Genomic DNA, 23237 nt, shown 5'->3' with positions numbered 1-23237 from the left:
GTGCCGGACAGGTCGTCCGGCAGCAGGCCGACATGGCGCATGGCGTTGATCGGCTCATAGGAGGCGAGTTCGGCGATTGCAGACGCCTCGCCGGCGACGTCGATGTCGAGCGCGCCGATCACCGGCGGGCGGTTTGCCGCCTTGACCGTCATCGTGCCGTTGCTCGCCGCCACCGTGCGGCCGCTGACCATATAGACGTTGCCCGAGGAGAGCCTGACGTCGACGTCGTTGCCGTGGAATTCAACAACGCCGACGGCATCGCGTATAGGCGGAATGTGACCGGCCGTATCGAAGCGCGCTCCTTCGATCTGGAAACGGCCGAACACTTCATCGGAAGATAGCGGAATCCCGTTGCCCAGGCGCCCCGGCACAACCTGGAACTGCAGGCTGGCGTCAACGACGCGGCCGCCGAACAGGTTCTTCAGCACCCAAAGGCGGGCGTTTCGCGCGGAAAACCAGGGCCACAACTGCTTGACATGCGAGACCGGCATGTCGTGGACGTTGAAGGCAACGGATATGCCCGGCACCTTTGCCTCAACGAACTCGACCGACGCCGTGCCCAGCGCCTCGCTGGCTCCCCCGGACCTGATCCCGATCTGCTCGGCCACGAGCTTATGGCTCCTGGTCTGGTAGACGCCGGCGACGCGGGCGATGAAATCCAGCGCAGGTTCAGATGATTCCAAAGGCGCCAGCGTCGAACGGTCGCTGGTCAGGTCGTAGCGATAGGACGGCTCCTCGCCCGTTGTTCCAGTCGCCGGCTTCGGCCCGATCGAACCGGCGAAATCGAACGTCGAGCGACCGGTCCTCACCTGCAGCCTGTCCACCTGTATCTTGTTGGCGCCGGCGACAAGCGTCGCATCGAGATCGACATCGGCTGGAAGCATCCCCGCACGCGGGCCGAGATCGAGCACGGAGCCGGCGAGCGACAACGAGGCCGTCAGCCGCGACGCGTTCTCGCCGGATCCTTCCGATCCCGCCAACTTCAAGGCAATCGCGCCCAGCTTCCCGCCTGGCGCTGCCGCGGCCTTGCCGGCCTCCGCCATCTCGACGCTCGCATCCAATGCCGTCACGAGCCGCGTCGTCGTATCGCGGGTGGCTGTGGCAGCGACGGTGAGTGCCCTGCCGTCGACATCCGCGTAGGATGAAAACTCCATGCCGCCCGGCCCCGACTGCGCAACGGTGGCGTCGGTGATCCGGACCAGTTTGACCGCGCCGGCCTCAGGCAGAACGAGGTCGACATTGCTGAGGTCGATCTGGCGCATCGAATCAACCTGCACCGTGTCGAGCGCGCGGTTGAGGTTGGCAAAGACCGCATCGGATAGTCTTTCCGGATCGATGAGGCCGTCGTCATTGCGCAGCGCCGCCGTCCAGTCGCCAGCAGTCGGGATCGCCGCCATCATGATGCGCGCGTCGGAAATCCTGGCGCTGGTGAGCCGCACCTCGCCGGAAAGCAGCGGTATCAGCCTTATGCCGAAGCGGACCCGTCCGGCATCGGCCATCGGCTTGCCGTCGGCGGTCTTGAGGCTGACGTCGCTGACCTGCAGCGCGATGAAGCTCGATCCGTCGAGCGTGAGACGGGCCGGTCCGACCGCAACATCGACGTCGACGCCGGCCAATTTCTCGATGGCTATTTCCGCCTCGGTCCGCAGCCGCTCGGTGCCGAAACCGGAAATGCCGATCGCATACACAGCGACAGCGGCCAGCAGCACGAGGGCCACAAGGCCGGCAAACAGCCGTGCAAGAACACGAACGCCGCGGCCGATCGACGCTTGGCCGAGCGGCGGCACGCGGCACGCGGACGGGAAGGCCCCCAGGTCGGTGATCTCATCACGCCTGAATCTGATCTTCTCGTGCTGCGGCTGCTCCTGATCCACGCAATTTTCCGTTGAACGAACTCGACCGGTGGACGAATCCCGGTTTGACATTATATCGATGCGGCTTGGCGCGTAACCACAAACAAGGGCATCGATATGGCTGATCTCGACGTCGGCGAGCTTGCGCCGCAATTCGAACTTCCCCGAGACGGCGGCGGATCACTCAACCTCGCGGCATTGCTGGGAAAGCCGGTCGTACTTTACTTCTATCCGCAGGACGACACCACAGGCTGCACCAATGAGGCGATCGGCTTTTCGCAGTTGAAGCCGGAATTCGAAAAGCTCGGTGCCGTCGTGATCGGCCTGTCGCCGGACAGCGTCGGAAAACACGACAAATTCAAATCGAAATACGGCCTCACCGTCGATCTTGTCGCCGACGAGGAGCGCAAGGTGATCGAAGCCTATCGTCTGTGGGTCGAGAAGAAGCTTTATGGCCGCCGCTATATGGGCGTCGAGCGTGCAACGTTCCTGATCGGCAGCGACGGACGAATTGCCAGGATCTGGCGGAACGTTCGCGTCAAGGGCCACGCCGAGGCGGTGCTGGAGGCGGTGCGGGCGCTTTGACGGCAGCCAACGTGAGGCGTGAGACGCGCAAAATCTGCGCCTCACGCTAATTCGGGCACAACACATGGGTGTAAGGCGTTGCGCGCAAGCAACCGACCGTTAACCTTAATGATGTGTAATCAGGCTTGTCGTTTGGTGTCGTAACGAAAGCTTGGTCCCGTGAACGTAGCCAGTCAGTCAACGGTCTTTGGCAGGCGCAAGGAGCCCCACACGGTCATTATCGCCCGGGGCAACGAGATAAGGCATTTTACCATACGGCCATGGGTTGCCGCATTTTGCGGCTCCGCGCTGGCAGCGATGGCCATAGGCTATCTGCTGGCGACCTCCTACCTCGTGCTGCGCGACGACCTGATCGGCGCGACCACGGCGCGGCAGGCGCGCATGCAGCAGGCCTATGAGGACCGCATCTCCGCGCTACGCGCCCAGGTCGACCGGATCACCAGCCGCCAGCTTCTCGACCAGCAGCTCATGGAAACCAAGGTTGGCGAACTGCTGGAGCGACAGACCCAGCTCAGCCTGCGCCATGGCCGCCTCGGCCCGATCCTCGAACGCACCGAGAGCGACGTCGGAGCGCCACCTGCGTCCGCAAAGCCGGACAAACGCGCCGGCGGCACCGACGCCCAGCCGCAGGCCTATTCGGTTGCCAGCGTCGGCGCCAGTCTTGGCGGTGGCGACACCAGGCCGTTCTCCTTATGGTCGACCCGCTCCGATCCGCTGCCGAGCGACACGGCGGCCGATCGTGCCGACAGACTGTTCGTGTCGATCAACGAGTCGCTCAAGGCCATAGAGAGCCAGCAGCTCACCCGCATCACCGCGCTTGCCGACAACGCCTACAGAAACGCCGATGCGATTTCACAGGCGCTCGAGGCGGCTGGCCTGCCGGTCGACAGCGATTTCGGCAAGAGCGATGCCGGCGGTCCGCTGATACCGCTCGACAGTTCGATGATGTTCGACAGCAAGGTCAAAGAACTTGACGAGGCGCTGGACGCGCTCGACCGCCTGAAGACGGAGGCGCGACGGCTGCCGCTCGCCAATCCTGCCCCCGGCCGTTCGGTCACCAGCCCGTTCGGCGTGCGCACCGACCCGCTCCTCGGCACCGCCGCGCTGCATTCGGGGATGGATTTCAGGGCGCCGACCGGAATGCCCGCCAAGGTCACGGCGCCCGGTGTCGTCGTCAAGGCCGGCTGGAACGGCGGCTATGGCCGCATGGTCGAGGTCGACCATGGCAATGGCTTTGCGACGCGCTATGGGCATCTCAGCAAAATCAGCGTGACCGTCGGCGAGAGGCTCAACGCCGGCGACGTCATCGGCAAGACCGGCAGCAGCGGCCGCTCGACCGGCCCGCATCTGCACTACGAGATCCGCCACAATGGCGAAGCCATCGACCCGCTGCGCTTTCTGAGGGTCGGCAAGAAGGTCGCGCAGTATCTCTGATCTAATTCCCTGGCATTAGTTGCAGCCTATAGGTTGTACCTGCTTTTTGGGGCTGGCGGGACAGCACCCCCTCTGTCCTGCCCTCTTTGTCAAAAATTGGCATCTCCCCCACATGGGGGGAGATCGGCGGTCGTCCCGGCTTCCGCCAGTCTCCAACGGTTCATGAATGAGCACCGCGCCGAAGCTGCCAATCTCCCTCCTTGTGGGGAGGATGTCCGGCAGGACAGAGGGGGGCACTAAGGAACGCTACATAACCGGGATCGCGCGCAAAATTATTTTTGAATTCCATTTGACTGAATAAATATTCGGTGCGAACCTTATGTTTCCTAAGGGCGCAAGACATGGCACTGCGGGGGACCAATCAGGAATTCGGGCGGCCTTACAACAGGCGCATCGTCCTCGAATCCATCCGCCTCCACGGCCCGATCGCCCGCGGCGACATTGCTCGGCGGGTCGGGCTCACCGTGCAAACGGTGTCGACCATCGTTCGCGAGTTGGAAGAACATGGCTACGTTCTGTCCATGCGCGAAGAGCCGCGGGGGCGCGGGCTGCCTCCGGCGACCCTGCGGATCAACCCGGAGGGCGGCTACGCCGTCGGCATCCACGTCACGCCCCTCGGCATCAATGCGGCGCTGATCAATTTGAGCGGTGACGTGATCGAGAGCACCTACCGCGAGGCTCCCAGCGCAACGCCCGACCATGCCTTCGATCTGATCGGCGCGATGGTGCTTGAATTGACCGGATTGCGGCCTGGCGGTCGCGTTCTCGGCATCGGCATGGCGCTGCCCGGCCCTTTCGGCGTCGAATCGATGAGCTTTATCGGCCCGACGACGATGACCGGCTGGAAGGACGTGGCGCTTCGGGAACGGCTGGAGGCCTCGACCGGCCTGCCCGCGTTTTTCGAGACCGACATGGCGGCCGCGGCAATGGGCGAGCGCCTGTACGGCCTCGGAGCGGGATATTCCGAATACTACTATCTCTATTTCGGTGTCGGTCTTGGCGGCGTCATGGTGCATGACGGAAGCGCCTTGCGCGGCGCCTGGGGAAATGCCGGCGAAATCGGACACATCCCTGTCGTGCCGGTTGGCGAGCCGTGCCCCTGCGGCAATCGCGGCTGCCTCGAACGATACCTCTCGCTCGAGGCGCTGCGGCGCCGGAACATCAGCGACGCCGATTGGGTTCATGAAGTCGGGCCGATCTTCCGCAACGCCATCACCATCATCGAGAACCTGTTCGATCCCGAAACCATCATCCTCGGCGGACTGGCGTCCACCGATTTGCTTGAACGGCTGGCCGGTTCGGTTGCGAACCTTCCCAACTCGGTCTCGGCGCGAGGAGACCGCACGACGCCCCGTGTCACCGTCGCACGCGGCGGCCAGCATGCGGTGTTGCGCGGGGCCGCAGCACTTGCAGTTTCAGGAGTGCTTTCGCCGCGCTTCGGCCAGATATTCACCGCCGAGCGCGAACGCGGGCGAGACATCCTGCAAAGCAAGGGGATCGCGGCATGAGCGGAGCTCAGCCTGGCATGATCGGAACTCAGCCTGGCATGAGCGAACCCCTGCTGGTGCTCGACAACGTCACCAAGAACTATGGCGCCATCGAAGCGCTCAAGGGCATCAGCTTCTCGATCGGCAAGGGCGAGGTGGTGGCGCTTCTGGGCGACAACGGCGCCGGCAAATCGACACTGGTCAAGATCATCGCCGGCGGGCTGGAGCCGACCTCCGGCCGCATGCTGTTCGAGGGAAAGGAATTCCTCGCCAAATCTCCCGCCGAGGCCAAGGCCGCGGGGATCGAGACCGTCTACCAGGACCTCTCGCTTTGCACCAATGTCGACGTGGTCGCCAATTTCTTCATGGGCCGCGAGATCACCAGGAAATTTCTTGGCGTTCCCGTGCTCGACGAACCCGCCATGGAGCAAGTGGTCAAGAAGGCGCTGGCCAGCGCCGGCACGCGCATCCCCTCGCTCAGGACCAATGTCGAGCATCTCTCGGGCGGTCAGCGACAGGCTATCGAGCTCAACCGATTCGTGCATTTTGGCGGCAAGCTCGTGCTTCTCGACGAGCCGTTCGCAGCACTCGGTGTCGAGCAGACGCGGCGCGGTCTCGACATGATCCGCCAGGTGGCGAGCCAGGGTATCGGCGTCGTCATCATTACTCATATCATGCAGCAGGCCTTTCAGGTCGCCGACCGGATCGTTGTGATCCGGCAAGGTGTCGTGGCGGGCGATGTCGCGCGCAACAAAACAAGTCCCGACGCGGTGATCAACATGATCACCGGAGAGACGCTTGCCGGTGCCGGACCGGCTGGCTGAGGGACAAAATGAGGGGTCCGGCGCAAAAGGAGCGAACGACATGAAGAAAATACTTCTTGCTGTCTTCGGTATCCTGGCACTGGCCTTTGCCACGCTCACGCCGGCATTCGCCCAGTCCAAGGGCACCGTCTACTATATGGTGCCGACGCTACTCGACGAGTTTCAGACCGGCTCGGTGAGCGCTCTGGAATTGTTCCTGAAGCAGGTCGGCTACGAGATGAAAACGCTGAACGCCGATAACAAGACCGACGCTCAGCAATCGCAGATGAACGACGTCATCGCGCTCAAGCCGTCGGCGATCATTCTCGCCGCCGTCGATTTCAATGCGTTGAAGCCGTCCATCGAGGCCGCCCGAGCCGCCGGCATCCCGGTGGTCGAATTCGACCGCCAGATCACCTCGACACCGTCCGACTTCACGTCGGTGGCGGGAACGGTCGAGATCGGCTACGTCGCCGCCGACCAGGCCGAGAAGCTCTTGAAGGCGAAGAACGGCTCGGTGAAGGGGAAAATCCTCCAGGTGCTCGGCGATCCTGGCGATCCCTACACGCTCGATATCCAGAAGGGTTTCGAGGAGAAGATGAAGGCATTTCCGGACGTCAAGATCATCTCGGTTCCGGCCATGCAATGGGAAGCCAGCAACGCCGGCACCATCGTTGCCGACCAGATGCTCGCCAACCCGGATATCGACCTGATCTTCAGCCACGCCGCGCATCTCTCGGTCGCTGCCGTCGCCTCGCTCGAGGCCGCCGGCAAGAAACCGGGCGACGTTATGCTGATGAGCTCGAACGGTGCGCCGGTCGGCCTCGACCTGATCCGCAAGGGCTGGCTCAATGTCGAAGTCGAGCAGCCGCTCTACGCTCAGGCCGCCGCCGTCGCCATGTTCATGGACAAGGTCGTCAACAAACAGGAGATCAAGCCGGGAGAGTACGAAGTGCTCGGCCTGAAGTCGACCGTGACCAAAGAAGCCTGGGGGCCGAACATCAAGATCCCCGGCGCTGCGATCACCAAGGAAAATGTCGATAACCCGGCCTTCTGGGGCAATATGAAACCGCCCTCGGACACGGTGAAGCCGATCGAATAGCAAGGTCCCCTGGGGCTTCGGGCCAAGCTGGCCCGGAGCCTAACCGCTACAGCCCGGCACGTCAGAACGAACGCGCAGGGACGCTGCAGCAATTTTCAATCCGCGCACGATCCCGGAAAAATCGAATCGGTTTTCGGGGTCATGCGCCAGCCGGATCAGCACATGAATCCCCGCACGCGCCACGCCCTCGAGTTCGCCCTCGACAACCTCGTCTGGTTCATGCTGGTCTTCGTGCTGGTGGTCTTCTCCATTTTCATTCCAAACTATTTCCAGCTCGGCATCTTCGCCAACATCATAGAGGCGTCGAGCGTGCTTGGTGTCATGTCGATCGGCCTGGCGCTGGTCATCATCACTGGACACATGGACCTGTCGGTCGAGTCCGTGGCGGCGCTCGGCGCTATGGCGGTCGGCATCCTGTTCTGCTCGGCGGGTATCGGCCTTGGCGTTCAATTGCACCCGGAATGGCTGATGGTTCCGGTTTCGCTGCTGCTTGCCCTGATTGTCGGCGGCATCATCGGCGTCATCAACGGCTATTTGGTCGTGAAAGTGAAGATGAGTGCTTTCATCATCACGCTCGCGTCCTACATCTGGGTGCGCGGCCTTGTGCTGGTTATTTCCGGCGGCCGCTCTGCGCAGGACCTTGCGCCGGCGATCCGCTGGTTCGGCATTCAGCGGCTCCTTGGCCTCCCCCTCACCGCTTGGATCGCCATTTCGTGTTTCGTGGTCTTCTCGCTGATTATGGCCAAGACACCGTTCGGCAGGCATCTCGTCATGATCGGTGGCAACGAGACCGCAACCTTCCGCGCCGGCATCCGCGTGAACCGCAACCTCGTCATTGCCTTTGTTCTCGCTGGCGCCATAGCCGGCCTTGCCGGCTGGCTGCTGGCGATCCGCACCTCCGGCGCCACCGCCAATCTGGGCGTCGGCCTGCTGTTCAACGCCTTCGCCGCCGTCGTCATCGGCGGTGTCAGTCTGAAGGGTGGCGTCGGCACTTTGCCCGGCGTCTATGCCGGTGTGCTTTTGCTGTCGGCCATCAACACGGCGATCAACCTCATGGGCCTGCCGGCCAACTTCACCCAAGTGATCCACGGCATGCTCGTGCTCGCCGCCGTGCTGCTCGACGCATTCAAGCAAACCATTCGCCAGAGGCTGGCATGACTGGCCGTCTCGAAAACAGGGTCGCGCTGATCGTCGGCAGTGCGCGCGGCATCGGCAAGGGCATCGCACAACGCTTTGCCGAAGAGGGCGCAAAGCTGGTCCTGGCCGATACCGAGGTTGAGGCCGGGCAAGCGACCGCGGACGAACTCGGCGCCGCCTTCATTTGTACCGACATCTCGCAGATAGCCGATGCAGAGGCCGCCGTGGCGCTGGCCCTCGACCGTCACGGCCGTCTCGACATCCTGGTCCAGAATGCCGGAATCTACCCCTGGCAGCTCATCGAGAACACCAGTCCGGACGACTGGGACCGGGTCATGGCCGTCAATCTGCGCGGCACCTTCAATGCCACTCTTGCCGCGCTGGCGCCGATGAAGGCGCAGCGCTTCGGGCGCATGCTCTACACCTCGTCGATTACCGGCCCGCACGTCACCAGCCCCGGTCACGGCCACTACGCCGCCAGCAAGGCCGGCATCAACGGCTTCATCCGTTCGGCGGCGCTGGAATTCTCCGGCTACGGCGTCACTGTCAACGGCGTTGAGCCCGGCAACATCCTCACCGAAGCAATCCAGATGCACCGCGGCGCGGCCTATATCAAGAACATGCAGGATTCCATTCCACTCGGCCGGCTCGGCAGCCCGCGCGACGTGGCCAATGCCTTCCTGTTCCTCGCCTCGGACGATGCCAGCTACATCACCGGCACGACCATCGTCGTCGATGGCGGCCAATTGCTGCCCGAGGGCAAGGATTTTCGGCTCCTTCCGCCGTGATCCTCGATTTCGGTGACGGTTTTTCCTGCGGCCGGCAACAACAGCCGATCATCCGGCACTTGCCATGATCTGTCTGAAGACCGGTGATGCGGGCAAGGACGCGACCGGCCGCGAAGACGACCCGGATCTACTCGGGCCTTCACCATCTCCTACCAGGTCCTCCAACCCGATCTGGCCTTCGTCATCGATGATCCCGAGGGTGCCTGCGGCTATCTCCTTGGCGCAGCCGACACAAATTCCTTCAATGCCAGCCTGGCCGCAAAGTGGTATCCCGACCTTCAAGCACGCGTGGCCGACCCTGGACCCGATAGCTCCCGTTGGCGCGGTAGCGATTGGGCGCGGCATCGGATCCATCATCCCGATTTTTCTGTCCCGCAAGCGCTCGCCGTCTATCCCTCGCAAGGCCATATCGACCTGTTGCCGCAGGCGCGCGGAAAAGTCATCGGCAGGCGAGCGATGGTCTTTCTCGATCAGCGCCTTGCCGCCTGCGGCTCAACCGGGCTTTGCCTTGAAGTCATGCGGCGGAATATTGACGCGCTGAACTTCTACAAGGCTGTCGGGTTCAGGGCTGAGGCCTCGCCAGACGTTCCGCGACGCCGACGAAGCAAGGCCGCGCCAATGCACGAGGTTCGCTACCAAAACTTTAACATCGGTTTACCCGAAGTTGGTACAGCAACGCTGGTTTCATCCGTTCAAGCAAAGAGACTGCCCTTGCCGCAACACCACAGCTCTCCTTTGGTCCGGAAACGCGGTGGACGGGACTCCGATGGCGGGAGCCGCGCTTGAGCGTAATTCGCGCCTTTGAGGGTGCCGATCTTCCTGCAGTCGCGGGCATGTTTCAACGCGTGCTGCGCAAAGAACGGACCGAAGCGCCGGCCGCGCTCATCGAATATATGAGACGGTTTTATCTGGAGGCGCCGGGTTGCGGAGGCGATCTGCGGTCGCTTGTCCATGTCAACGACGCCGGCCGCGTCTCTGGGTTTGTCGGCGTTCACGTATTGCCGATGCAGTTCAACGGCCGACAATTACGAGCCGCCATTTGCAGCTCGCTCATGGTCGAGGATCATGAGCGCGACCCGATGGCCGGCGCTCGCTTGTTGAAAGCTTATTTGGATGGTCCGCAGGACATCTCCTTCAGCGAGACGGCCAATGATATCTCCACGAAGTTGTGGACCCGGCTGCGCGGCGTGGTCCTGCCGCAATACAGCCTTGACTGGGTACGCGTAATGCGGCCGTCGACCTTTGTGCTCGGCCTTTCCGCCAGTCGCATGAAGCTTGTCCGAATGCTCAGTCCGTTTGCCCACGCCCTCGACCGATTTTATTGCAGACGAATGAAGTCGAGCGAACGACGCTGGTCCGGTGTGGCGGCGGACGGGGCAGGCCACGGAGCCTTTCGGATGTCCGAAATCGACAGTCACACATTTGCCAAGCTGATCGAACCGTTGACCGCCCAGTTCGCCCTGCGCCCGGCTTGGGCGGAAGGCCTACTCGATCATATCCTGACCGATGCGGCACAAAAGACGGATCTGGGCGAGCTTGTCTACGTTTCCGTGACATCGCCAGTCGGCACCAATGTCGGCGCATTCGCCTATCACGCACGGACGGGTGAAATCGGTCGCGTGCTGCAGATCCTCGCCCTCCCCGGCCAGGCGGGTCCCGTCATCGACTGCCTGATCGATCATGCCACCGCGCGCGGCATCAGCGGCCTGCGCGGACGCATTCAACCTGCACTTCTGGAAGCAATGCTTGGGCGACGCATAGCTTTCCTGACCGTTGCCTCGACCGTGGTGCATTCACGCGATCCCGAGCTTTTGGATGCCATGAAGAACTCACAAGCTTTCCTGAACGGGCTTGCGGGCGAGCAGTGGAGCCAGTTGATCGGCGGCCGCTTCACCTGAAGCGCTCGCCGTGGCCGGGTTGGAGAGGCAGGTCAGGTACCGACTTCCTACACCTCATCAACGAGTTGCGGGCGCAGGTGCAGATAGCGCGTGGCTTTTCGCTTGGCGGTGATGTCTGCCCAGACGCGTTCCACTTGTGAGGCGTCTAGTCCCGCCGCCTGCCCCACCACTTCGGCCGCCACGCCTTTGTTGAGGCCGCAAAGGCAAATATCCATGCGGTCATAGGGAAGCGAGAAGTAGAACTCCTCCTGCGTCTGCGCCAGCGAGTAGGTATCGGTGGTAGGCGGCCGGTTGCGGATTTCGTCGGGAACGCCGAGATAGGCCGCCAGCGCATAGACCTGCGTTTTATAGAGATGTGCGATCGGCTTGACGTCGGCCGCGCCGTCACCGTTCTTGACGAAGAATCCCTGATCGTATTCCAGCCTGTTCGGCGTTCCAAGAACGGCGAAGTTCAGCCGATCGGCATGATAGTATTCGATCTGCTTGCGGGTGCGCTGTTTCATGTTGGTGGCAGCGACGATCCCGAGATAGACCGGCAGCGGCATTCTTATTTTCGTCTGCTTGCCTTTGGGGTCCTGCACCACCAGCGAGGAAATATTGTAGCCCTCGCTCTCGAGCGCGTTCGCGATCACGATCTTCGAGGCCCAGCCTTCGCCGTATTCCGGGACCAATTCGCGGATGAAGGCGTCGCGACGCTGGTAGCAGCCCATGGCGCGCAGGGTCGGTCCGATATCCTCCACAATAGCCTCGACACCGAACGTGTCGGCGACAAGGCGGCCGAGCCGCAGACTTTCCGGATCGGAATCGTTTTCCGGCATGAACAGGCACAATACATTCTGAGGCCCGACGGCGCGCGCTGCCAACGCCACCGAAACGCTTGAATCGATCCCGCCCGAAAGACCGAGCGTGAGGCCCCGCTTGCGAATACCGCGCAACTGCTGGCGCAAAGCGGTCACGATCCTGTCCGTTTCGGCGCCGGGGTCGATAGCCAGAGCCTGCGCCAGAATGGCCTGCGCGTCCTCGCTGGGGCGAACACTCATTGCGCGGCCTCCATCATCTCTGCAGCAAGCCGGCGGCTGACCTTGCCCGTATCCGTCTTTGGCAATTCCGCGCGGAATTCTACGAGCTTGGGAACCATGAAATCCTCGAGATGACGTGCGCAGTGGCGCATGACATCCTTTTCGCTGAGCGTCGGGTCCGAGCGGATGACAAGTGCGCCGATCGCATGCCCGAGCACCGGATCCGCCACACCGACGACAACGGCCTCCGCGATGCCCGGATGAGCGTGAAGCACGGCCTCCACTTCCTTCGGGGCCACCTTCTCTCCCCGCGTCTTTATGATGTCGTCCTTGCGCCCGACGAAATAGAGAAAGCCGTCCTCATCGGTCCTGAACAGATCGCCGGTGTAGAGAACCTTCTCCCAGGGGTTCGGGCCAGGCCGCAGGGTCCGTTCGGTTGCAGCTTCGTTGCGCCAGTAACCCTGCATGACATGCGGCCCGCGAATGACCAACTCACCCGCAACGCCCGATGGCACTCGCTGCCCGTCCTCGTCGACGACGAAGGCTTCGGTGTTCGGAATGGCTATTCCGACCGATCCCGGCCGGCGATCGAGCTCCTCGGGCGGCAGATAGGTGCAGCGCTTGCACTCCGTCAGGCCATACATCGAATACAGCCTGACACCGGGAAAAAGGAAGCGCAGACGTTCTATGTGCGCCTGCGGCAACGCCGCCGCCGTATTCGAAATATAGCGAAGGCTGGGCAGGAAACCCGGCGTCAGGTCACGCATCTGCAGGATCATCGCTGCCATCGTGGGCACGAGCGGAAGACCGGTGACGCCCTCCTCGCGGATACGTTCAAAGACCGCTTGAGGAAAAGCGAAGGACTTTTCGAGCACGAGCGTGGCGCCGAGCCTGACAGCCATCAGCAACTGATAGAGGCCATAATCGAAGGTGAGCGGAAGAACATTCAAAATGATGTCGTCTGGCGCGTTGCGCAGATAGTTGGTGATGGAGTCCGCGGCCGCGTCGCTATTGCGGTGCGACATCATCACGCCCTTGGGCCGGCCCGTTGAGCCCGAGGTGTAGATGAGCATGGCCAGATCGACGTCGATGCCGCCGTGGTCGATCTCACTGGCTTCGAGCGTCAGGCAGTCGGCCAGGGATGTCGCACCTGCCGGGTATTGGTTATCGGCACCAGCGGTGGAAGCCACGAAGATGCCGGTCTTGCCGCTCGATCCGCACGCCTCCGCGACAACGGGCATCAGTTTTGCTTGCGTGAGGATCGCCGCAGGGTCGCAATCAGCGATGATGTAGGCAAGCTTTTCGGCCTTGGTGGATGCGTTGATCGGACTGAACGTCGCCCCTGCCTTGAGGACCGCGAAAATCGAAACCGCGGCCTCCCAGCAATTGTCCATGAAGATCAGGACCCGGTCGTTGCGCCTGACGCCGTTCGCGAAAAGGGCGGCGGCCAGGCGGCTCGAAAGATCGTCCAGTTCTTCGTAGCGCAGCCTTTTGTCCTTGGTGATCAATGCCGTTTTGGCGGGATGGGCAGCGGCCTTGGCGGCCAGGAGATGTTCGATCCGCATGGACGCTCCTCGCTGACTGCACCTACGCTGCCAGCGCTTCTGCTCTCGCCTTGATGAAGGACGAGAGGCGTTCAATCGAATCCAGATTGGCCGGCACAACGTCGGAATCGACCATCGCTATGCCGAAATCGTCTTCGATGAATGCCACCAATTCCAGCACGGCGGTCGAGTCGATGATGTCGTTCTCGATCAGCGAGTCCGTATCTGCAAGCTGGAATGATTTGTCGCCGAACAAGAAGTTGTCGACGATAAACGTTCTGACCTTGTCCTTGATTGTAACCATTTTACTTCCTTCCCTCTCAAGCTGCTCGTGCTGCGCCGACCTCTTGGCCGGTGAAATTCTTCTGCCACAGCTGCGTCGACAAAATGCCGACAAAGGCCGCGTTGTCGCGAAACCCGGATACTGGCTGAGTGCGGCATTTCTCATGGAGGCTCGCCACCGCCTTGAAGTTGAACAGTCCGCCGGCAGCGATGCTCGCTTCGCTCAAGCAGTCGCGTACATAATCCAGTTCTCCGGCTCCAACAAAGGAGCTTGCGTCCGGGGCTCGGTAAGGTTGTTTGGTGCGCTCCCGGATCGCCGTCGGAAGCAGCTGCTTGGCTGCCTTGCGCAGTATGTGCTTTTCCAACAATCCCTTCAGCTTCATCTCCGGCGGTAGTCTTGCCGCGAATTCCACCAAACGAGGATCGAGGAAAGGGAAACGTCCTTCGATACCATGCGCCATGGCCATGCGATCGCCTTGGCTGGAGAGGATATAACCCGGCAGAAGGAAGCGGGTTTCGAGATATTGTGCCTGATGCAGTGGATGCCACAGCGAAAATGCTTGCGGCAACCGGCTGACTAGGTCCTCGGCCGCGTCATAGCCCTTCAAGGCCGCACGCAGGTCACCGGAAAAGAAGATCTTCGCCGCAGCCGTGGTCTTGAAGCGCGGCCGATGCGAGAATAGCGGATCGTTGAGGGCAGTGTTGCTGGTGCCAAAGAATGCGGACAGGTACTCCACAGATTGCTGTTGCAGACCCGGCAGATAGGGATAAAGCCTGCGGAACAGCTGTGGCCTTATGCGCGATGCCGGCTGACGTCCGCAGAATCGGCGAACACGCGCTTCCTTAAAGACATCGTAGCCTGCGAAGACCTCGTCGGCGCCCTCGCCGGTCAGCACGACCTTCAGGCCAGCCTGGCGGACCAGGCTGGACAGCTGGTAGAGAGGCGCCGGGGCCGTGCGGATGATCGGCCGCTCGGCAAAGCGGATGACTTCCGGAAAGACACGAGCGATATCGCCGGGACGGCAGGCGATGGCTCGATGATGGGTGCCAAGTGCAGAAGCCATCTCGGTCTGGAAGGCGCTTTCGTCGTGCTCGGTGCTGTCGAACGTTACGGAAAATGTCTGCAGCCTCCGAGGAGTCATGCCGGCGGCAAGTGCCGAAACAAGGGATGAATCGAGCCCGCCCGAAAGATAGGAGCCGACCGGCACGTCGGCCCGCATGCGAAGTCTCACCGCATCGGTCAAAAGGGCCTGCAGTTCCTCGGCCGCGTCGTCCTCGTTCGTGACTTTCGACGGCTGGTCCCGATGCGGATAGTCCAGGTGCCAATAGCGTTTGACCGTGACTTGACCCTGTGTCGCGATCATCACGCTTGCCGGCTCCAGCTCGTGGATATTGTGGAAAGCCGTGCGCGGAGCAATCGGCGCCCAAAGCGTAAATATCTGATCGAGTGCAAGCGGATCGATTTCGGCCGAGACGCCGGGGACCTTCAGCAGGGCTTTGATCTCCGAGGCGAAGTAAAGCACTCCGTCCTTGCTCGTGTAGAACAGCGGCCGAACACCCATTCGGTCTCGTGCAAGCACCATGCGCCGATGCCTGTTATCCCATATCGCGAAGGCGAAATCACCGTTCAGGAGAGGCAGGCAGTCCTCGCCCATCTCGTCATACAGCTGCAGGATGACCTCTGTGTCGCTCGACGTGCGGAAGCGTCGGCCCTTGGCTATCAGCCCTTCGCGCAATTCCACGTAGTTGAAAATCTCGCCGTTGAACGCAATCGTCAAATTGCCTGACACGTCGGACATCGGTTGCTGGCCATCACCGATCCCGATCACGGACAGCCGCGCATGCCCGAGTCCAGCGTCGGGTGCTACAAATTTCCCTTGCTCATCCGGCCCGCGATGGGCGATCGCAGCTGTCATGCGCGCAAGCAAAGCTTCCGCATCCCGGATCGAACCGAAATAGCCCCCGAATCCGCACATTGCTACAACTCATATATCAGTAAGGCGCGAGACATAACCTCAATAATTTCCTCAAGCGTTAACCGGATAATCTCGGGTATCACATGGTTAACAACAATTAAAAACAAAGGTACTTTTTTATATTTTATTGTTTCGTCATACAGAGAAGTATATTTCAATGCTAAACGCAACTTTTGTTCGAGCAAGGGCGGCGCAGTCGATCCGCTCTGGTGAAATCTTGGACGCGTTGATATTCGAATTGACCGGCGGAGATGTCCGCAGGGAAAGGAGGGGTATTTCCGCCGGCTCAACTGGAACCTGGAAGAGTCATTTGGGTTCCCAGTGCTGCCTGACGCCATCCGGCCCTGATCTGTTCCCGTTTAGCCCGCAACAACCCTGAGATCGTGTTTGGTAGTCGGTCCCCGTGATACCATTCGGCCGCATGGCCTGTGTTCTATCGCCTTGACCGACTGGGCGCGCCGCATGGCTTCTAGGCATCGTTGACAGATGGCGTGCCATTAGGAACGACACCAAGACGCTGGGCGATCTACGGCATTGCAACCGCGGGTCGCATTTTTCCAAATAGAGCCGCAAACATGTTGGGATGGCGAGTAAAACAACTGATAGTTTCCACTGTGCTGGCCGTTGGCCTGGGCACTTCTTACTCAACTGCGTTCGATTTGGATGCGGTCGAGCGTCTCAGGTCCAAGCCCACATGCGCAGACTGCGACCTATCGGGCGCCAGCATAACGGGGAGCTATCTGCCGGGCGCGATCCTGACCAATGCGAACCTGACGGGCGCCGACCTCAAAGAAGCAAACATGAATGGTGCGGACCTTAGCGGTGCGAATCTCTCCGGCGCGGAACTATCTGGCGCCAGCCTAAATTACGCGAACTTGTCTGGCGCGAATCTGTCGAATGCGAACCTATCGAAGGCGAGCCTTTCTGGCGCAAACCTGTCAAATGCGAGCCTGTCAGGAGCGGTCTTGATTGGCGCAAGCCTAAGGGGCGCGCGCCTTGCGCAAGCTCAGCTGGCGGGCGCAAACCTGGAGGGAGCAAACTTGCATTTGGTGCTAAACTTAGATGCGGCGCTGCTTGTGGACGCGAAACTTTGCAACACAACAATGCCGGACGGCCGCATAGATAACAGAGGCTGCTAGGTGTTTAGTCCCGGCATTTGAGGGAGAGCGGGTGCCGTTTTGGATTTGCCTCCGAGTTCAATGAACCCGGAGGTGACTTCTGGGCGGAAGTTATTGATTTTATGGTGGGCGATGACGGGCTCGAACCGCCGACATCTTCGGTGTAAACGAAGCGCTCTACCAACTGAGCTAATCGCCCGCTCCGGGCCGGACCTTTAAGCAGTTAGGGCAAGCTTCGCAAGGCCAAATGAGCGCACAATGCCCTTGCCGCTGATCGGATTCGGCAACAAAATCCTGCCTGTCAAAAAACCTTCTCCTGTTTGCTGTTATGCTGTCCTGCTCCGCTTGACACCCGGCGGCTTACCCCTTATCCACCGCCCCAACGACGAACACGGCTGACACGTGCTCGTCTTGCGCGGGTGTAGCTCAGTTGGTTAGAGTGCCGGCCTGTCACGCCGGAGGTCGCGGGTTCGAGCCCCGTCACTCGCGCCATTCTTTTTTGAATGGCTCAAGTCCTTTCGTACAAAAAGTTTCAACTTTCAGTTTCCTGAGAGTTTCAACTTTTTGTACTCGTTGCGTCACAAGCCGGCCATATGCGTTTGAGCATTGGATTTTCCCAGATCCGGTTCCCACTTTTGGGCCCGGTTCCCACTTTGGGTCGATGCTCTAACGGAGAAGAAGCCTTGGACGCCCTGAAATCGCTCATCGAATCGCGCCGCTTCGACCTCGCGATCATGGTCCTGATCCTGATCAACGCCGTCACGCTCGGCCTCGAGACCTCGCCCGACGCGATTGCTGCTTTTGGCCCTCTCCTGACGGCCATCGACCGCGTAATCCTCAGCGTCTTCGTGCTCGAGCTCGCAATCCGGGTGATCGTCTACAGGACGCATTTCTTCCGCGATCCGTGGCGCATCTTCGACCTCCTCGTCGTCGGTTTCGCGCTTATCCCCGCGACCGGTTCGCTCTCCGTGCTGAGAGCGCTGCGCATCCTGCGGGTCCTGCGCCTGATCAGCATCGTTCCGTCGCTGCGCCGTGTGGTCACCGGCTTCATCACCGCCCTGCCCGGCATGGGCTCGATCATGCTGTTGCTCGGACTGGTGTTCTACGTCTTTGCGGTGATGGCGACGAAGCTCTACGGCTCGTCCTTTCCCGAGTTGTTCGGCGGCATACCGGAGTCGCTCTTCACGCTTTTCCAGGTCATGACTCTCGAAGGCTGGTCGGACGGCGTGGTACGCCCGGTCATGGAGGTCTATCCGACCGCCTGGCTGTTCTTCATCCCGTTCATCATCGCGACCTCGTTCACCGTGCTCAATCTGTTCATCGGCGTGATCGTTTCGGCGATGGAGGCCGAGCACGAGGCGGTAGAATCGGCCGACAGGGCAACGCTGCATAGCGATCAGGCCACCATCCTCGCGGAGATCCAGGCGCTGCGGGCAGAGGTCCGGGAATTGTCGGGCGTTCGCGGCTAACTAGCTGCCGCAGACCCAGCAGCAATTTAGGCGGCTTTCAAACTCAGCCGTGAAAGAGCCTGCCGCTCCATTTGCGAAGCGGCAGGGTCCCCCAGACTACCCCCCGGACTGCCGGGGCAAGGTTGGCCCCGGTATTGTTGTCCATGCAATTGCGGCGCCAGACCCAGTGACCCATTACGGGACAACTATGCCAATGGCACAAGACAGGTTTGCTGATTCACATTAACTGTGGCTAATATGTCACCCTTGGTCGGAACGGAACAAAGTTGAGAGCGCCGGTGAGGCTGCGCGGCCTCAACCCTTAGCCAGCAACGCCTCGACCTCCTGCAACGTCGGCATCGACGGTGCGGTGCCGGGCCGGGTGACTGAAATTCCCGCGACGGCGCAAGCGAAGCGGACTGCTTGAAGCGGCTCCACCCCTCTCGCAAGTGCTGCGGCCAGGCCGCCGTTGAAGGCATCGCCCGCGCCGGTGGTCTCGACCACAGGGCCGGCGTTGACCACGGGAACATGGTCGGAACGGCTGGCCGTGTGCAGCAGCGCGCCTTTTTCGCCAAGCGTGATGATCACCGCACCGACGCCCTTGCCGAGCAGGCTTTCGGCGGCGCGGCGGGCATCGTCGACGGAGGAAACCTTGATGCCGGTCAATTCCTCGGCTTCGGTCTCGTTGGGTGTGACATAATCGCAGAGCGTATAGATGCGCTCAGGCAGGCTCGCCGCCGGCGCCGGGTTGAGGATGGTCGTCACCCCTGCCCCGCGCGCGATCTCCAGCGCCCGCAGCGCCGCCTCGATCGGCTGCTCGAGCTGGGTGACGAAGACGCCGGCCGAGCGGATCAGGCCGGCGTTAGCCGCGATGTCGTCGGGCGAAATCAGCATGGCGGCACCGGGGCTGACGATGATGGCGTTGTTGCCGGTCGCCTCCTCGACGAAGATATAGGCCGCACCCGTATAACTCTGCGGCGTGTCGATGACGGCGCTCCTCACGCCGGCCTGCGCCCAGGTCTGCCTGGCCATATCGGCAAAGGGATCGACACCGAGGCGCGTCAAGAAGGTGACGTCGGCGCCAAGACGGCCGGCCGCAACCGCCTGGTTCGACCCCTTGCCGCCCGGGCCAAGCGTGAAGGATGTGCCAAGGATCGTCTCGCCCATGCGCGGCTGGCGGCTGGCGCGGTAGGCAGTGTCGGCGACGAAGACGCCCAATATGACGACAGGCTTGCCTGGCATCTCCCTACTCCGCGTTCGGCGGAACAACGCCCTTGCGGAACGCAAAACAGCCATAGAAGCGGCGCTCGCCGGTCTGGATGACGCAATAGGCCTTCTTGGCGCGTTGGTAGAAGGCGTAACGCTCGACCGAGATCATCGGCCATGGCTTGCCCTCGGCAGCGTCGATCTCCCTTTGCACTTCCTGTTGCACGGTGGGGATTTCGTCCGGCTTGCCGACGATCTCCATGCGGGCGGCCGCATCGTCGACGAAATTGTCCAACGGATAGAGCGACAGCACCGCCTTGACCACGTCCGCCGCCGGCGCGTCGATGCGCAGCAATCGGCCAAGCACGGTCTGGCGCGCCACCGAATCGGAGGGGAAGTTGGTGTCGGCGATGATCAAATCGTCGCCATGGCCCATCGCCCGCAGCGCCTGGAGCACGTCGGCATTGAGCAGCGGATTGATCCCTTTGAGCATGGCATTCCTCCCGAACGGGCTTTTTTTGATGTGAAGTTAGAGACGACGGCCGGTCTCTGAGTCGAAGAGATGGACCTGGTCGAGCCGTGGTTTCAGGTGCAGCGTGTCGCCCGGCTTGAAGTCGTGGCGCTCACGGAACAGCGCCACCATCTCGCCTTCACCGAAACGCAGGAAGACCAGCGTTTCAGAACCGGTGGGCTCGACCACGGAAATCTTTGCCGGCACGCCGTCGGGTTGGATTTCGAGATGCTCGGGCCGCACGCCGTAGACGACGTTGCGACCATCCTCCATCTTACTGTTCGCGGCAATCGGGAACGGCGTCCCGGCAATCTCGACGACGGGCTTGTCGCCTTTGCGCACCACACCCTTGAGCAGGTTCATCGACGGCGAGCCGATGAAGCCGGCGACGAACAGATTGGCCGGCCGGTCGAACAGTTCCAGCGGCGCGCCGACCTGCTCGATGCGGCCGTCGCGCATCACGACGATCTTGTCGGCCATGGTCATGGCCTCGATCTGGTCGTGCGTGACATAGATGGTGGTGGTCTTCAGCCGCTGGTGCAGTTCCTTGATCTCGGTGCGCATCTGCACGCGCAGCTTTGCGTCGAGGTTAGACAGCGGCTCGTCGAACAGGAATACCTGCGGGTTCCGCACGATGGCGCGGCCCATGGCGACACGCTGGCGCTGGCCGCCCGAGAGCTGGCGCGGATAGCGCTTGAGGTACGGATTGAGGTCGAGAATATCGGCTGCGCGCTTGACCCGCTCGGCGACCACCGCCGGGTCGGTCTTCCGCAGCTTCAGCGCAAAGGCCATGTTCTGCTCGACCGTTTTGTGCGGATAGAGCGCGTAATTCTGGAACACCATGGCGATGTCGCGCTTGGCCGGCGGCAGATGGTTGACGACGCGGTCGCCGATGGCGATCGTGCCGCCTGAAACGGTTTCCAGCCCCGCCACCATCCTGAGCAGCGTGGACTTGCCGCACCCTGAAGGACCGACCAGCACCACGAACTGCCCGTCGGCGATGTCGACGCTGACGTCGTGCAGGACCTTGACGGTTCCGAACGCCTTGGCCACATTGCTGATCGCGACTTGAGCCATGGGCCCCCCTTTCGTTGCGGTGAAGCTAAACAACGCAAACGGCTAGGGCAAGTCAGTCTTTTATAGATAAAAAACTCCATTCTCGTTGACACGGCACTTGGTTGTGAGAATAGTGAAAGGGCTCGGGTTATGACCCTGTTCCGGGCGCGCCGGCACGTTAGTCCGGACCACGGAAATCGGAGCGTCGCGGAAGGAAACTTGGGCCGCTATTTCTATGAGTCGCTGTTGTTGGGGAACACGTCCAGCGCTCCAAACATCTGAACGATCACCATTGAAATTCTGGGAGGAATAAAATGAAAGTCAGCCTTTACAACCAATTTATGCGCGCGGGAGCCACTCGCCGCGATGTCCTCAAGGGTGCGGCCAGCATGGCCGCGATCGCAGCGGCATCCGGCGCCGGGCTTGGCGCGCTGACGCGACCGGCCTCCGCAGCAAGCGAGCTGCGCGCGCAGATCCTGCAAATCCCCGGTGTCGGCAAGGGCCAGCCGACAGATGCCGACTTCCAGCAGGTCGGCGAGCTTTGCCTGGAGGCGACCAAGTCCAACGTCAAGGAAGGCGAGTTCGCCGGCGTCGAGCTCACCTTCATGGGGCTCAACAACCAGAACCTGCACAATGTGCTGTTTCGCGGCTTCCTGAAGCCGTGGGAGACCTATACCGGCGCCAAGATCAACTGGATCGACCTGGCGCAGGCGGACTACAACGCCCGCCTGCAGCAGTCGATCGCCACCGGCACCGTCGATTTCGACATCATCGAAATGGGCGCGCCGTTCGAAGGCGACGTCTGCGGCAAGGGCCTGACCTCCGAAATGCCGGACTGGGTCAAGGACCAGATCGACATGAAGGACGTCGTGGCCTATTTGCAGCCTCCGGTCGGCACCTGGGACGGCAAGCAGTATCGCGTGACCGTCGACGGCGACGCGCATAACTTCAACTACCGCACCGACGTGTTCGCCGATGCCGACCTCGCCAAGGCGTGGAAAGATGGCGGCGGCGAAGGCGAATGGGGCGTGCCGAAGACCTGGCAGCAGGTGCAGGCCGTGACCAAATTCCTCAAGGGCAAGCAGTTCCAGGGCCAGGACGTCTTTGGCTATCTCGACGCGCCCAAGGCGTGGGGCGGTTTCGGCTTCTACTTCCTCGGCAGCCGCGCCAGCGCTTATGCCAAGCATCCCGACGACAAGGCCTGGCTGTTCGACGCCGACACGATGAAGCCGCGCATCAACAATCCGGCCTGGGTGCGGGCGATCCAGGATGTGATCGACGCGCTTCCGTCGGAACCCGCCGACCAGATCAACGCCGACCCGAACACCACCGCCTTCCAGCAGTTCCTGGCCGGAACCGGTTCGATGGTCACCTGGTGGGGCGACGTCGGCTCCAACGTCAAGACCAACGACTCGTCGGTCGTCGGCGATGTCACCGGCTTCTCGATCCTGCCGGGCTCGGACGACGTCTACAATTCCAAGACCGGCCAGTGGGACAAGCTGGCCAGCGGCCCGAACTATGCGCCGAACTGCGCCTATCTCGGCTGGGGTGTCTATGTCATGGCCCGCGTCGACAGCGACGAAAAGAAGAAGAAGGCGGCCTGGTCTGCCGCGGCGCATCTCGGCGGCAAGGACCTGTCGCTCTGGTGCGCGGCATATCCGTCCGGCTTCCAGCCATACCGCAACTCGCATTTCGACATTCCGGAATGGGTGGCGGCCGGTTACGACGAGGCGTTCATCACCTCGTATCTCAAGTCGGAAGCCGACAGCTACAACCATCCGAACGCCGCGATCGAGCCGCGCATCCCCGGCATCTTCCAATACTACAGCGCCGCCGAGGACATTCTGGCCAACACGTTCGCCGGAAAGATGAAGGCGCAGGAAGGCGCCGACGCCATCGCAGCCGCCTGGGAGAAGCTGACCGACCAGATCGGCCGCGAAAATCAGGTCAAGCTCTACAAAGCCTCGCTCGGCATGTAGGCTGAGACTGT

The 23237-nt window shown here is 61.7% G+C and carries 19 protein-coding genes, 2 tRNA genes and 1 pseudogene; 13 read left to right on the top strand and 9 right to left on the bottom strand.

Annotated elements, in window-relative coordinates:
* Nucleotides 1–1874: pseudogene (locus EOB36_RS15370) on the bottom strand (DUF3971 domain-containing protein); the annotation flags it as partial.
* A 96-nt stretch (nt 1875–1970) separates the two neighbouring features.
* Between EOB36_RS15370 and EOB36_RS15365 the strand changes: the two are divergent.
* The 8 genes from EOB36_RS15365 to EOB36_RS15325 all read left to right on the top strand — a co-directional run bounded on the left by EOB36_RS15365 (nt 1971) and on the right by EOB36_RS15325 (nt 11087).
* The gene (locus EOB36_RS15365) at nt 1971–2438 is read left to right on the top strand and encodes a peroxiredoxin (protein ID WP_128285172.1); all 468 of its coding nucleotides are present in this window, start codon (nt 1971–1973) and stop codon (nt 2436–2438) included.
* 159 nt (nt 2439–2597) lie between these two features.
* A complete protein-coding gene (locus tag EOB36_RS15360) occupies nt 2598–3872 on the top strand; it encodes a M23 family metallopeptidase (RefSeq protein ID WP_128285171.1) in 1275 nt (424 codons plus the stop codon).
* Between the two features lie 341 nt (nt 3873–4213).
* Nucleotides 4214–5380 carry an ROK family transcriptional regulator gene (locus EOB36_RS15355; protein WP_126106847.1) on the top strand — a complete coding sequence of 389 codons (1167 nt, stop codon included), beginning with the start codon at nt 4214–4216 and terminating at the stop codon, nt 5378–5380.
* A 38-nt stretch (nt 5381–5418) separates the two neighbouring features.
* Nucleotides 5419–6183: an ATP-binding cassette domain-containing protein gene (locus EOB36_RS15350; RefSeq protein WP_126106848.1), complete on the top strand. Its 765-nt coding sequence runs from the start codon at nt 5419–5421 to the stop codon at nt 6181–6183.
* A gap of 40 nt (nt 6184–6223) precedes the next feature.
* Nucleotides 6224–7264: a sugar ABC transporter substrate-binding protein gene (locus EOB36_RS15345; protein WP_095489616.1), complete on the top strand. Its 1041-nt coding sequence runs from the start codon at nt 6224–6226 to the stop codon at nt 7262–7264.
* A 162-nt stretch (nt 7265–7426) separates the two neighbouring features.
* Nucleotides 7427–8422, top strand: coding sequence for an ABC transporter permease (locus tag EOB36_RS15340; RefSeq protein ID WP_095489697.1), 996 nt, complete (start codon nt 7427–7429; stop codon nt 8420–8422).
* On the top strand, nt 8419–9189 hold the full coding sequence (locus EOB36_RS15335) for an SDR family oxidoreductase (RefSeq protein WP_095489617.1): 771 nt from the start codon (nt 8419–8421) through the stop codon (nt 9187–9189). Before EOB36_RS15340 ends, EOB36_RS15335 begins: the two co-directional genes overlap by 4 nt.
* Before the next feature lie 782 nt (nt 9190–9971).
* On the top strand, nt 9972–11087 hold the full coding sequence (locus EOB36_RS15325) for a hypothetical protein (RefSeq protein ID WP_126106849.1): 1116 nt from the start codon (nt 9972–9974) through the stop codon (nt 11085–11087).
* Between the two features lie 47 nt (nt 11088–11134).
* Here the strand turns inward: EOB36_RS15325 and nadE are convergent, their stop codons facing one another.
* From nadE to asnB, 4 genes are read right to left on the bottom strand one after another with little or no spacing between them, the layout of a single operon-like run.
* Nucleotides 11135–12127, bottom strand: a complete 993-nt coding sequence (gene nadE / locus EOB36_RS15320) for an NAD(+) synthase (RefSeq protein WP_128285170.1) — start codon at nt 12125–12127, stop codon at nt 11135–11137.
* Nucleotides 12124–13671, bottom strand: coding sequence for an AMP-binding protein (locus EOB36_RS15315; protein WP_128285169.1), 1548 nt, complete (start codon nt 13669–13671; stop codon nt 12124–12126). Before EOB36_RS15315 ends, nadE begins: the two co-directional genes overlap by 4 nt.
* A gap of 22 nt (nt 13672–13693) precedes the next feature.
* Nucleotides 13694–13954, bottom strand: a complete 261-nt coding sequence (locus EOB36_RS15310; RefSeq protein ID WP_095489621.1) for an acyl carrier protein — start codon at nt 13952–13954, stop codon at nt 13694–13696.
* A gap of 16 nt (nt 13955–13970) precedes the next feature.
* The gene (gene asnB / locus EOB36_RS15305) at nt 13971–15848 is read right to left on the bottom strand and encodes an asparagine synthase (glutamine-hydrolyzing) (protein ID WP_245467807.1); all 1878 of its coding nucleotides are present in this window, start codon (nt 15846–15848) and stop codon (nt 13971–13973) included.
* Here asnB and EOB36_RS35160 point away from each other — a divergent pair.
* The gene (locus EOB36_RS35160; RefSeq protein ID WP_245467809.1) at nt 15735–16121 is read left to right on the top strand and encodes a hypothetical protein; all 387 of its coding nucleotides are present in this window, start codon (nt 15735–15737) and stop codon (nt 16119–16121) included. The two genes, asnB and EOB36_RS35160, sit on opposite strands and share 114 nt — an antisense overlap.
* A 362-nt stretch (nt 16122–16483) precedes the next feature.
* On the top strand, nt 16484–17047 hold the full coding sequence (locus tag EOB36_RS15300; protein WP_095489624.1) for a pentapeptide repeat-containing protein: 564 nt from the start codon (nt 16484–16486) through the stop codon (nt 17045–17047).
* 102 nt (nt 17048–17149) lie between these two features.
* On the opposite strand, the gene EOB36_RS15295 is transcribed toward EOB36_RS15300, so the two are convergent.
* Nucleotides 17150–17225, bottom strand: a tRNA-Val gene (locus tag EOB36_RS15295).
* A gap of 216 nt (nt 17226–17441) precedes the next feature.
* On the opposite strand from EOB36_RS15295, the gene EOB36_RS15290 reads away from it, so the two are divergent.
* A tRNA-Asp gene (locus tag EOB36_RS15290) sits at nt 17442–17518 on the top strand.
* 191 nt (nt 17519–17709) lie between these two features.
* Nucleotides 17710–18495, top strand: a complete 786-nt coding sequence (locus tag EOB36_RS15285; protein ID WP_095489659.1) for an ion transporter — start codon at nt 17710–17712, stop codon at nt 18493–18495.
* 294 nt (nt 18496–18789) lie between these two features.
* Here the strand turns inward: EOB36_RS15285 and rbsK are convergent, their stop codons facing one another.
* From rbsK to ugpC, 3 genes are read right to left on the bottom strand one after another with little or no spacing between them, the layout of a single operon-like run.
* Nucleotides 18790–19716, bottom strand: coding sequence for a ribokinase (gene rbsK, locus EOB36_RS15280; protein ID WP_128285168.1), 927 nt, complete (start codon nt 19714–19716; stop codon nt 18790–18792).
* 4 nt (nt 19717–19720) lie between these two features.
* Nucleotides 19721–20173: an RbsD/FucU family protein gene (locus tag EOB36_RS15275; RefSeq protein ID WP_128285167.1), complete on the bottom strand. Its 453-nt coding sequence runs from the start codon at nt 20171–20173 to the stop codon at nt 19721–19723.
* Nucleotides 20174–20209: 36 nt separating this feature from the next.
* On the bottom strand, nt 20210–21268 hold the full coding sequence (gene ugpC, locus EOB36_RS15270; protein WP_128242128.1) for a sn-glycerol-3-phosphate ABC transporter ATP-binding protein UgpC: 1059 nt from the start codon (nt 21266–21268) through the stop codon (nt 20210–20212).
* A 293-nt stretch (nt 21269–21561) separates the two neighbouring features.
* Here ugpC and EOB36_RS15265 point away from each other — a divergent pair, with 293 nt between their 5' ends.
* Nucleotides 21562–23226, top strand: coding sequence for a sugar ABC transporter substrate-binding protein (locus tag EOB36_RS15265; RefSeq protein WP_095489663.1), 1665 nt, complete (start codon nt 21562–21564; stop codon nt 23224–23226).
* The last annotated feature ends 11 nt before the right edge of the window (nt 23227–23237 follow it).

Origin of the sequence: Mesorhizobium sp. M6A.T.Cr.TU.017.01.1.1, from assembly GCF_004023115.1 — a bacterium.
GTDB lineage: Bacteria > Pseudomonadota > Alphaproteobacteria > Rhizobiales > Rhizobiaceae > Mesorhizobium > Mesorhizobium mediterraneum.
This window is presented reverse-complemented; position numbering and strand designations above follow the sequence as displayed.

Excerpts from the sequence above, each read along its gene's own strand:
- EOB36_RS15340 (WP_095489697.1), top strand. The coding sequence starts at position 7,427 with ATGAATCCCCGCACGCGCCACGCCCTCGAGTTCGCCCTCGACAACCTC.
- nadE (WP_128285170.1), bottom strand. The coding sequence starts at position 12,127 with ATGAGTGTTCGCCCCAGCGAGGACGCGCAGGCCATTCTGGCGCAGGCT.
- rbsK (WP_128285168.1), bottom strand. The coding sequence starts at position 19,716 with ATGCCAGGCAAGCCTGTCGTCATATTGGGCGTCTTCGTCGCCGACACT.
- EOB36_RS15365 (WP_128285172.1), top strand. The coding sequence starts at position 1,971 with ATGGCTGATCTCGACGTCGGCGAGCTTGCGCCGCAATTCGAACTTCCC.
- EOB36_RS15315 (WP_128285169.1), bottom strand. The coding sequence starts at position 13,671 with ATGCGGATCGAACATCTCCTGGCCGCCAAGGCCGCTGCCCATCCCGCC.
- EOB36_RS15300 (WP_095489624.1), top strand. The coding sequence starts at position 16,484 with ATGTTGGGATGGCGAGTAAAACAACTGATAGTTTCCACTGTGCTGGCC.
- EOB36_RS15345 (WP_095489616.1), top strand. The coding sequence starts at position 6,224 with ATGAAGAAAATACTTCTTGCTGTCTTCGGTATCCTGGCACTGGCCTTT.
- EOB36_RS15335 (WP_095489617.1), top strand. The coding sequence starts at position 8,419 with ATGACTGGCCGTCTCGAAAACAGGGTCGCGCTGATCGTCGGCAGTGCG.
- ugpC (WP_128242128.1), bottom strand. The coding sequence starts at position 21,268 with ATGGCTCAAGTCGCGATCAGCAATGTGGCCAAGGCGTTCGGAACCGTC.
- EOB36_RS15310 (WP_095489621.1), bottom strand. The coding sequence starts at position 13,954 with ATGGTTACAATCAAGGACAAGGTCAGAACGTTTATCGTCGACAACTTC.
- EOB36_RS15275 (WP_128285167.1), bottom strand. The coding sequence starts at position 20,173 with ATGCTCAAAGGGATCAATCCGCTGCTCAATGCCGACGTGCTCCAGGCG.
- EOB36_RS15265 (WP_095489663.1), top strand. The coding sequence starts at position 21,562 with ATGAAAGTCAGCCTTTACAACCAATTTATGCGCGCGGGAGCCACTCGC.
- asnB (WP_245467807.1), bottom strand. The coding sequence starts at position 15,848 with ATGACAGCTGCGATCGCCCATCGCGGGCCGGATGAGCAAGGGAAATTT.
- EOB36_RS15355 (WP_126106847.1), top strand. The coding sequence starts at position 4,214 with ATGGCACTGCGGGGGACCAATCAGGAATTCGGGCGGCCTTACAACAGG.
- EOB36_RS15350 (WP_126106848.1), top strand. The coding sequence starts at position 5,419 with ATGAGCGAACCCCTGCTGGTGCTCGACAACGTCACCAAGAACTATGGC.